Annotated in this window: 7 protein-coding genes and 2 pseudogenes; 5 read left to right on the top strand and 4 right to left on the bottom strand. The window is 61.1% G+C overall.

What is annotated here, in order from left to right; genetic code table 11:
• Nucleotides 1-86 precede the first annotated feature (86 nt).
• A complete protein-coding gene (locus tag ACH196_RS37265; protein WP_396651856.1) occupies nt 87-350 on the bottom strand; it encodes a hypothetical protein in 264 nt (87 codons plus the stop codon).
• 916 nt (nt 351-1,266) lie between these two features.
• Between ACH196_RS37265 and ACH196_RS37260 the strand changes: the two genes are divergently transcribed.
• Genes ACH196_RS37260 through ACH196_RS37245 form a run of 4 tightly spaced genes read left to right on the top strand, consistent with a single transcriptional unit; the run spans nt 1,267 to nt 6,462 of the window.
• Nucleotides 1,267-3,138, top strand: a complete 1,872-nt coding sequence (locus ACH196_RS37260) for a S8 family serine peptidase (protein WP_396651855.1) — start codon at nt 1,267-1,269, stop codon at nt 3,136-3,138.
• 44 nt (nt 3,139-3,182) lie between these two features.
• The gene (locus ACH196_RS37255; RefSeq protein ID WP_396651854.1) at nt 3,183-4,250 is read left to right on the top strand and encodes a phosphotransferase; all 1,068 of its coding nucleotides are present in this window, start codon (nt 3,183-3,185) and stop codon (nt 4,248-4,250) included.
• 50 nt (nt 4,251-4,300) lie between these two features.
• Entirely contained in the window at nt 4,301-5,185 is an 885-nt protein-coding gene (locus ACH196_RS37250) for a T3SS effector HopA1 family protein (protein ID WP_396651853.1), read from the top strand.
• Nucleotides 5,182-6,462: a lanthionine synthetase LanC family protein gene (locus ACH196_RS37245; protein WP_396651852.1), complete on the top strand. Its 1,281-nt coding sequence runs from the start codon at nt 5,182-5,184 to the stop codon at nt 6,460-6,462. Before ACH196_RS37250 ends, ACH196_RS37245 begins: the two co-directional genes overlap by 4 nt.
• 22 nt (nt 6,463-6,484) lie before the next feature.
• Here the strand turns inward: ACH196_RS37245 and ACH196_RS37240 are convergent, their stop codons facing one another.
• The 3 genes and pseudogenes from ACH196_RS37240 to ACH196_RS37230 all read right to left on the bottom strand — a co-directional run bounded on the left by ACH196_RS37240 (nt 6,485) and on the right by ACH196_RS37230 (nt 7,898).
• A complete protein-coding gene (locus ACH196_RS37240) occupies nt 6,485-6,712 on the bottom strand; it encodes a hypothetical protein (protein ID WP_396651851.1) in 228 nt (75 codons plus the stop codon).
• A 137-nt stretch (nt 6,713-6,849) separates the two neighbouring features.
• Nucleotides 6,850-7,468 (bottom strand): annotated as a pseudogene (locus tag ACH196_RS37235) (Tn3 family transposase); the annotation flags it as partial.
• Between the two features lie 151 nt (nt 7,469-7,619).
• Nucleotides 7,620-7,898 (bottom strand): hypothetical protein, encoded by a 279-nt coding sequence (locus tag ACH196_RS37230; protein WP_396651850.1) that lies wholly within the window; start codon nt 7,896-7,898, stop codon nt 7,620-7,622.
• Nucleotides 7,899-7,988: 90 nt separating this feature from the next.
• Here ACH196_RS37230 and ACH196_RS37225 point away from each other — a divergent pair.
• Nucleotides 7,989-8,808, top strand: a pseudogene (locus tag ACH196_RS37225) (IS630 family transposase); the annotation flags it as partial.
• Between the last annotated feature and the right edge of the window lie 115 nt (nt 8,809-8,923).

The following is an 8,923-nucleotide window of genomic DNA, read 5'->3' as shown; positions in this document are numbered from 1 at the left end:
CAGCAAAGACTGCAAAACCGACAAAGGAGAAAGCTCGAAACTTGACGACAACCTGACCCAAAACCATCATCCACCCGGGTCAGTTCTCAGTGGAAACCCCGGGTCAGTTCTCCGCGGAAATCAACACATTGCCAGATCATAGCATAATCAAGGGTTTTCACACAGCCTCCGCCCCAAAGCAGCCTGTCAGCAATGCGCCCGAGGCTGTGTGAAAACTCAACCTGGACCTTGCGCACGAGAATGTCGCTCCTGACGGGGCGTATATTTAGAACGTTGATGCTATCAAGCGCTGCCAACAACAGATTTTGAGAAGAGAATTTTACACTTTTAGGCATGAGAAGCGTTTTCACACAGCCTCCGCCCCATCTCAGCCTTTCGGACGACGACATGCTTCGCCCGAAACCGGCCATTCCTCCGCGGTCTCGGCGGCGAACGACCCTAACGACTGCGCCGGGACAAGGCCGTTCACGCGGGTCACAAAATAATAATTTTCTGCAGGACCAGGCGTTGTTGATTGGGATCGGATCCTGCCGTGAATCCCGGATGCTGTCCGCTTGCTGACAAGCAACATTGAATTGCATGAGAGTGGACAATCAGACCAGGAGTAATGTCAAACGGCTTGCAAAACTGCCCTCGGATCGGAGTAAACCCGTGGGCTCAACCACGATGCCGCGGATACAGGCCCCCCGAAGAAGGCAAACGCCTTGTCATGCACGTCGAACACCATCTCCTGGGTCTCACGCGCATAAGCCCTGACGAATATCATGCGGCTGTGGCAGAGGTCGCCAGGGGGTACACCACTTTCTCCGTAACCGCTTCCTGCAAAACAGGGCGCCAAACCGGATCGGCGGATTCCCGATCATTAGGCGACGGACATGCCAATTGGCTCGCATGGAGCTATTCGCCAGCGGTGCCATTCATATTGGCACACTTGCAACGATCAACTCAAGATTGTCTCCCGTTGAGTGTCAAGGTCTAGCGGAGACCAGTTCAATTGGGTGAAATTATAGTGAGTTAGCTGAAAATTTTAGCCTCATGAGAAAGATGCTCTGCTGCAACCTTGCGAGGCTGCGTCGTTATTACTCACTCGTTTTGAGATGTTCTGTCGATACCCTGATCATAGGATTGACATTTAATATTTATTGGTGTATATTTCTCGAAGATATATTTCCTTTCTCCAGACAAAAACACTCGATAAATAACTGCAAATGCTTGATCTTCTGACTGGAAGTACCAGAGGGGGCGCACACATATAAGGAGGATTATATGGCCGACCCTAACGAACCCCGAAAACCCCCAAAGATCAGAGCGTTGGCTGGAGGAAAACCGTCGGCACGCGTGTTTTCCAAAGGTGTATCCAATATCATCCCCGGCGAATTGCTGGTCCAACTGAGTCCGGACGCAGCCAACAAGATGACTGCCAGCATCGCGCGGGGTCCCTCGCGTGGACGCGCCGCAGCCGGAGCCAAGGCTTTCGGCATCAGTGCGCTGGATGAGGCCCTAGGCGATCTGAAGATCGCCGAGATCACCAGTCTCCATCCACCCGCCCCCGCAACCTCAGCCGCCATGGCGGAAGCCGTACAAATGGCCGGCACCTACCGCATCCGCTATGCTGGCAAGATCAACGCGGAAACGGCTGTCAAGCGCCTCTCCAGCGTCGCCGGTGTCGTCTATGCCGAGCCCAACGTCTATCGCGAGACCTGCATCGTCCCGAACGATCCGGACTATCCCTCGCAATGGGGCTTGAACCACATTAACTGCCCGGCCGCGTGGGATCGCACCACCGGTTCGCCCAATATCGTCGTCGCTGTCATCGATACTGGCATCGACCTCGATCATCCCGAACTCGCCGGACTGCTGGTCCCCGGTCGCGATCTGGTCGATCTCGGCCCCAGTCCGACACCTCCGCCCGGGTGGCATTTCGAAGGCGATTTCGACAATGCCGATGCCGACCCCCAGGACGAAGTCGGTCATGGCAGCCATGTCGCCGGTACCATCGCCTGTTCCAGCAACAACGGCGTCGGTGTGGCTGGCGTGACGTGGAACTGCCGGCTGATGCCTGTACGGGTGCTGGCCCGGCTGGTGCGTAATTCAGACGGCCGGGTGAGCGGCACCGGTTCAGCGGCCGACATAGCGGCCGGCATTCGCTGGGCCGTCGACAATGGGGCCCGCGTGCTCAATCTGAGCCTTGGGGGCTCCGTCGACACCCAGGTCGAGCGCGATGCCATAGCCTATGCCATTGCTCAAGGCGCCGTCGTTTGCGCAGCAATGGGTAACGGCTTCGACGACGGCGACAACGATCCGAGCTATCCGGCCGCCTATCCCGACGTGATCGCAGTCGGGGCCATCGACCAGTCGGATCACCAGGCGTTCTTCTCGCAGACCGGGCCACATATCGACGTCGTCGCGCCCGGAGTCGGCATTCGCAGCACTGTCTGGGACGACGGCTACGATACCTATCAGGGCACCTCGATGGCGACCCCGCATGTCGCCGGTGTTGCAGCCTTGGTGCTGTCGTGCAACCCGCAACTGTCAGCCGCCCAGGTCGGCGACATTGTCCGGCAGACAGCGCGGCCGTTGCGTGACAATCCGGCCGATCCGGTGCCCAACGATGTCTATGGCTTCGGCTGCGTCGATGCCGCCGCAGCCGTTAACCGCGCCTGCCCGCGGCCGCAGCCAAGCGTGCCGATCACTGCCTGCCCGTCGTTTGTGCGGTGCCCGCCCTCCGTCGTGGTGCGCTGTCCGTCCCAGCAGATCGTCTGCCAGCCTTCACTCATCCGGTGCCCGCCGACCCGGCCGATCTGGACCTGCCGGTCGATCATCACGGTGTGTCGGTCGCAGCAAATCACCTGCCTGTCGTTACCGGTGAGATGCCGATCGCTGGTGGATGATTGTCCATCGCAGATCACGATCTGCCCGTCGGAGACGGTCATCTGCCCCTCGCAGACGCCTGTGACCTGTCCCCAGCCTTCGATCCTGGTCCGTTGTCCGTCTGGTTTCCTTTGCGGCGACCAGCCGGGACAGCCGCCGGGTTTCGGCAAGGGCATGGCCTCCGACCAAGGTGGCGGATGCGGCTGTGGCAGCCAGGGCGAAGACTGGTCGGCCTATGATCCTTACTCGATGTGGAACGGTGAATAGACCAGGGTGAAGAATTGTAATTCAAGCAAAGGCTTGCGGCGCGAATGACTCTCGCGCCGCAACGTGATGTGTTGGCGCTTGCCCGCGTCGATGACGGATCGTTGGCGACAAGAGCGCTGTCCGCCTGTGGCTGGTTAGAGAAAGGCGACTTGCAGGATCCACGTCTCAGGGTCGAGACGTTGTCGCGTTTCCATGTTGTCTCCCGAGTGACCGCGCCCGATGGCCGCATGGCCATCGTCAAGTATCCTGCAAAGGGTGCCGCCAGCGGCGGCCGCAATCTGGCACGCGAGCTCTATGTCTACCGGCTGGCGCGTTGGAAGCCCGGCATCGCTTCCGCCCTGCCAAGGCCCATACTGCTCGACGAAGCACGCCAGATTCTTGCGGTCGAATATCTGGGCCATGCCGGCAGTGAATGGCCGCTGCATTTCGCCCCTTACCCGATCACCCTCCCTGCCGTCGCCGCGCGTCTTGGCATGGCAATGGCGAAATGGCACGGCGATACGACCGAGGTGAGCTTGCTCCCTTCGCTCTCTGCCGGCATTCTACACCTCGGCAACGACACCGAAACAGCGACAGCCGACCGTGCCGCCGGCTCCGCCCGGTTCATGCGCTTTCTCGCCGACGACACGGTCTTCAGCCAATTGCTTGCCGAGGCGCAGCACCTGTATCGCCCGAGTTGCTTGATCCATGGCGACATCCGCGGCGACAATTGGGTGCTGCAAGACGATGAACTGAAGCTTATCGACTGGGAGATGTCGGGCCTGGGCGACCCGGCCTGGGATATCGCCGGGACCCTCGCCGAAATGGTGCTGCAAGCCATTCGCGACGGCATCGGCGCCGAACCGGGCATGAGCGGCTGGCCAAGAACGGTCGAAACGTTGGCGCCGATCTTTCTCAATGCCTACCGCCAGACGGACACCTGCGACCGCCTCGTGCCTTTCACCGCCGCCCGCCTTCTCCATGTCGCCAGCGAATGGGTCGATGCCGCCGCCCCGCTCGTCAACGAGGATAGCGACTTCACCGAAACCGGTGTGATGCCGATCCTGACAACCGTCAGGATATTGTGCGAGAAACGCACTCAAGCCACCGACTGGTTTACGCCATGGACCTAGCGGGCACGAGTGACAGGCTGCCGGCAAATGTCGAGCGCGATCTTGCACGCTTGGCGGGGCTGCTCGATCCGGTTCCTGAAGACCTCGCGATGAGCGATGACCCCACCGAGCGGCTGACGCACATCGCCGATTGGCTCTACGGCAATTGGTATACTCAGCAACCCGATCCCTCGGTCATTCACGACTCCGCTATGCCGCCGCCGGATCTGCGCAGCGCGCTTGCTGTGGCGGCGGCGGCGTCGCGGCATTGGCAGCGCGGCTGGGTAGTCTTGCAGTCCGATCCGGGTGGGGCTTGCCTGGCCGGCTTGAAGCAGGTGAACCGCTGGCTCTATCCCGGCCAATACGCCAACATCGCGCGCCCCGGCCTGCCGCCAGCGCCAGGCGACGAGCTAAGCGTCAACGAACTGATCAGCGATGTCGACGAGGCGACAGGTTTCTGGGTTTCACAGTCGGCGATCGCAACGCCTGAACCACCGCTCACCAGGCTCTATTTCAATGTAGGCTGGCAGGACGTCGGCCCGGTGCTGGCCGAAGTTACGACATGGCTCGATGGCACGGCTACAAAATATTCCCTCAAATACCCGATCCGGCCGAGCCTCACGCAGCGCGTCGATGCGCTTGTGGTCTATCTTGAGCGCGAGCGTTGCCGGGCATTGGAGCCGGCGGTAGCGGCGCTCGCCGAGCGGCTCCGCCGGCATCTGCGGCCGTCGACGCCGCCACTCACCCACGCCCTCGCGCCAGGCGTCGGCCGCGCTGACGACCCTGCCGGCAACTCATCCTTTGGTCAGAGCCGATGCAATGCGTTAGCCCCTGCCGTGCTTGATCTCATTGAGACCGGACAGACAATCAAGATGCACGCCGTCGCCAAACTGGTCGCCGCGCTGGCTGCGGCATCGATCGATCCGCGGCGACCCTGGGAGGTAGAGCCGGCATGAGAACCGAGACGCAGCCGGCGACGACATCGCGTTACCGCGATGCCGCAATCGAGATCGGCAACCATCTGGTCGCTGGCGCGACTGCCGAAACCTTCGGTGTCACCTGGACGGGCGACGATCTGATCGGCACGGACGAAAACAGCACCAGTGTGGTCCACGGTCCCGTGGGGCCCGATCTCTATGGCGGCGCCGCCGGCATTGCCTGGTTCCTCGGACATCTGGCAAGAGCCACTGCTTCGCAGGTCTACGCTGATGTGGCTCGTGACGCGCTCGTCTTCTCGCTTTCCGCCGCGAGGCGCGAACTTTGTCCTACGAACCTTTCGCTCTATTCCGGCGCGACTGGTATTGCGCTTGCGGCGGCGGAAGTGGCCAACGCGCTCGACGATGTGGATCTGCGCTGCGAGGCCTTCGCCCTGGCGCGCGACATCGCTGACGCGATCATCGCGGGCGCGATCATCGAAATGGATGATCTGCTTGGTGGCCTGGCCGGAGTCGGTATCGGTCTGCTCGCCTTGCATCGCATGTCGGGCGATAGCCGCCATCTCGACGCGACCCGTCTCGCCTGCGAGCAACTGGTAGCCCGACGATCGCGCTCATGGTGGGGGGATTCCTGGCCTGACCACGAGGGCCAGCCCGGTTTGTGTGGCCTCGGCCATGGGGCGTCCGGCATCGGCCTCGTCCTAGCCGAAGCCGCGTGGCTGACGGGAGACGCGTCGCTGCTCGACGCCGCGCATGCCGCCTTCACCTACGAGCGCGGCCATTTCGCCCGGGAACGCAGCGCCTGGCCCGATCTGCGCAAACCGGAAAGTCCCGGCTGGACTACCGCCTGGTGCCACGGCGCACTGGGCATCGGCGCCGTCCGCCTGCGCCTCCACGAAGCGACCGGCGAAGACTGGGCGCTGGCTGAAGCGTCGGCCGCGTTGCTTGCAGGGCGTGCGCTTGCCGTAAACGCAGGCCGCGATGCGGCGCAAGGCATCGCCCATGACGCGACGCTTTGCCATGGACTTGGTGGCGTCACCGAGTTGATCTTGCTCGCCAGCGAAATCCTGAACCTTCCGGAGCATCAACAGGCCGCGCGCCGGCTCGCCGATCTCTGTCTCAAGATCAGAGCGCTCAACGGCGGCAAATGGACCACCGGTCTCGCCGGCTGCACTGACGTCCCTGGCCTGTTTATCGGCATCGCTGGCATCGGCGTCACCATGCTGCGCGTCGACAACCCGGCGGCGATCGGCTCGCCCATGCTTCCGGGTCGTCCAGCGATCACAGCAAAGCTGTAAGTGTCGCCACTTTGGTCCGCCGTCAAAAACCCGATTGAAAGGAATCCGGCTCGGCATAACGCACGCCCGTGATCGCCCGGACCTCTTCGAGGAATGCCTTCAAGTCGGCGCTTGCGGGAATGTCGATCACCAGCACATTGCCGGCATCGCGCCGCCACCGCACGATCTTCGTGGTCGACTTTCGCAGCGCTTCTTCGATCGCCGCCTGCTCGACTCCGGGCTCAATTCCGACATTGATCCGTTGCGTCATAGCCACATGCGGCAAGCCATTGCCGCTCCAATTCGTAAGGCTGAAACATGAGTCTATCTCCTTTGGCAACTCTCTGTACACCCTTATCCTGGGCAAGCAGTTCAAGGGGGGCGGACAAGAACTGCTCAGAAATCTTGCGCTGGTGTCGAAAAGAGTGAGAATTTATGCGGCTCGCCGTAGCCCGGTTCGCGTAGCGCCCTTGCGAGCTGGCTTTCATTCGGTGATGCGGACAGCTTTTTCAGGATCGTGGACGGCACCACTGATCGCGTCGTGATCGACGCCGCCAGATGAAGCTGATCGTCCCAATGATCGAGAAACAGATCGGTGCCCCGATATGGCTCGACAGCGCCGGATATACATCGCCTTTCTCGAACGCGTGGAACTTCCGATCTTTGAGATTGCGCAGTCCCAATGCGTACCGCTTGCCGATCGGGCGAACAGATCGAATATATGATCGCTCGCTCCGCCGGTATCGGTAAAGTGTTCCTGGATGTCGAGGATTGTGTCGTGATCGAATAGCCTATCGAGCACATAGGCTGCCTCGCTTTATGTCGGGCGCATCGGCAAGATAATGAAGTAGCGGTATCGATCGGAAAGATGGCATCGGAATTTCGATCTGGGTTCGCTGCCACAATGCAAGTTGATGTCGCCGCGTTTTGTGGCTCGGTCGTTCGCGCGAAAGAATTGGCCATCGGAATATAAAGTTGTTCCGTTGCCCCAAAGTCGAGAATTGGAATACCGGGTACGTGCAACGGTACGGCCTTATTTAGCAAAAGCACCAAGCCGCAAACCGGCTTAGCCGAGCTGCATCTGGCCACATCGGTGGTTGGATATACGGAGGCGGAAGCGCTTGGTTGCGTCCTCCTGGGTCGGGTTCATCAGTCGGCACAGGACGCCGGCCTGATATTCATAGGGGGCAGCGGTTGAGGAAGTCCCCCACCTGCCTTGCATAGACATGATCGTGGAGCCGCGACGACACCAAGAAATCAGAATCTGTTCCGTCTTTGCCGCCGCTGTCGTCCGCCACCTCCTCACCGGATTCCGAGGTTTCCGGGATGCTGCGATTCATCTGTCCGACTTTGCGATTGTGCAAGTCGATGCGCAGGGCCGCGAACACGGCGTGGAAGCGGCATTCGTAGTAATCTAACCAAGTGCAACCCTCGACGGCATCTTCGGCAAACATCATCGCTAGAGCACATGCGTTGATAGATGAATCGATTGTGAAGTGACAGGCAGCGCGCGGGTTGATTCAACGTCCATTTTGAAGAGGTGGACGATGGCGAGAGCACTTAGCGCTGATCTTCGGTCGCGGGTTTTGAAGGCTTCGGAAGAAGGAGCGTCGGCGCGGCAGGCTGCGGCGCGATTTGAGGTGGGGATATCGAGTGCGATCCGCTGGATCGCGCGGGCGAAGATCGGGGAACTTACGCCGCGACCACAAGGTTGGCAACGCGGCTCAAGGCTCGATGCGCATGAAGCCTTCATCGTCGAGCTTATCGAGGAACGCAAGGACATCACACTGAACGAGATGGTCGAGCGGCTGGCGGCCGACCGGTTGGTTCGGATCGGCCGAAGCGCCTTGAGCGCCTGGCTTCGCGGGCGCGGCTGGACATTCAAAAAAGTCGGCCCACGCACTGGAGCAGGACCGCCCCGACATCCTGAAGCGCCGACGTGCCTGGTTCGAGGGCCAACTCGATCTCGATCCAGCGAAGCTCGTGTTCATTGACGGTGAGAGAGACCCGTGGCTCTCGAACGGATTGTCGACCAAGATGGCGCGTCTGCGCGGAAGGGCGCCGCGGGGCGAGCGTTGTCGGGCCGGCGTGCCGCACGGACACTGGAAGACGACGACCTTCACCGGCGCGCTGCGGCTCACCGGCATGACCGCTCCCTTCGTCTACGACGGTGCGATGAACGGCGCCGTGTTCCTCGCCTATGTCGAACAGGTGCTGGTCCCGACGCTCTCGCCGGGCGAGGTCGTCATCATGGACAACTTGCCGGCGCACAAGGGAGAAGGCGTGCGCACCGCGATCGAGGCGGCCGGCGCCACGCTTCGGTTCCTGCCGCCCTACAGTCCCGACTTCAACCCCATCGAGAACGCATAGCCGGGAAACCTCTGAAGGTGAGGTTCCGTTGATACCACGCATTGGCCACAAAGCGCTGATTCTGTTGGCCCAATGGATGGCGAATCGGGATGAGCCAGAAGCGAATACACAT

It is taken from the genome of Mesorhizobium sp. IMUNJ 23232, from assembly GCF_044326205.1.
Classification (GTDB): domain Bacteria; phylum Pseudomonadota; class Alphaproteobacteria; order Rhizobiales; family Rhizobiaceae; genus Kumtagia.
Note: the sequence above shows the minus strand (reverse complement) of the source record. Positions and strands in the feature narration are given on the sequence as shown.

What these genes read in the sequence shown, in the direction of transcription:
- ACH196_RS37245 (WP_396651852.1), top strand. Translation starts at nt 5,182, where the DNA reads ATGAGAACCGAGACGCAGCCGGCGACGACATCGCGTTACCGCGATGCC.
- ACH196_RS37230 (WP_396651850.1), bottom strand. Translation starts at nt 7,898, where the DNA reads ATGATGTTTGCCGAAGATGCCGTCGAGGGTTGCACTTGGTTAGATTAC.
- ACH196_RS37255 (WP_396651854.1), top strand. Translation starts at nt 3,183, where the DNA reads ATGACTCTCGCGCCGCAACGTGATGTGTTGGCGCTTGCCCGCGTCGAT.
- ACH196_RS37260 (WP_396651855.1), top strand. Translation starts at nt 1,267, where the DNA reads ATGGCCGACCCTAACGAACCCCGAAAACCCCCAAAGATCAGAGCGTTG.
- ACH196_RS37240 (WP_396651851.1), bottom strand. Translation starts at nt 6,712, where the DNA reads ATGACGCAACGGATCAATGTCGGAATTGAGCCCGGAGTCGAGCAGGCG.